Genomic DNA, 553 nt, shown 5'->3' on the forward strand with positions numbered 1-553 from the left:
GTCATTTTTGCTAGTCACTTTGTTGTTTATTTTGTTTGCTGATTTGATTCCCAAGCGCATTGGCATGATTAACCCAGAACGCGTGGCGTTAGCGGTGATTGAGCCTGTCTTGTTGTCAATCAAAGTATTTAAGCCGCTGGCATGGATTATCAACGGGCTGGCAAATCTGATTTTTAGAATTTTCAAAATCAACATGGTAAGAGAAGAAAATATCACCTTTGATGATGTTTCTGCCGTGGTGGATGCAGGAGCGCAAGCGGGGGTATTGCTCAAGCAAGAACATCACTTTATCGAAAACGTTTTTGAGCTTGAAGAACGTAATGTGCCCTCTAGCATGACCACCCGTGAGGATGTGGTGTATTTCACCCTTGGCGAGTCTGAGCAAAGTATCCGCCAAAAAATCGCCAATTACCCGTATTCAAAATTTTTGGTATGTAAAGACCATATTGATGAAGTGATTGGCTATGTCGATACCAAAGATATTTTGGTAAAACTTCTTAGTAACCAGTCGCAAATTTTGCTCAATGAAACTACGATTCGTAATGTATTAATC

1 protein-coding gene is annotated in these 553 nt (G+C 40.5%); it reads left to right on the forward strand.

Annotated features, from left to right (window positions below; genetic code table 11):
* A partial coding sequence (locus IV513_RS15675) for a CNNM domain-containing protein (protein ID WP_209391482.1) occupies window positions 1–553 on the forward strand: 553 nt, incomplete at both ends.

Source organism: Chryseobacterium sp. RR2-3-20 (assembly GCF_017808115.1).
Taxonomy (GTDB): Bacteria; Bacteroidota; Bacteroidia; order Flavobacteriales; family Weeksellaceae; genus Chryseobacterium; species Chryseobacterium oryzae.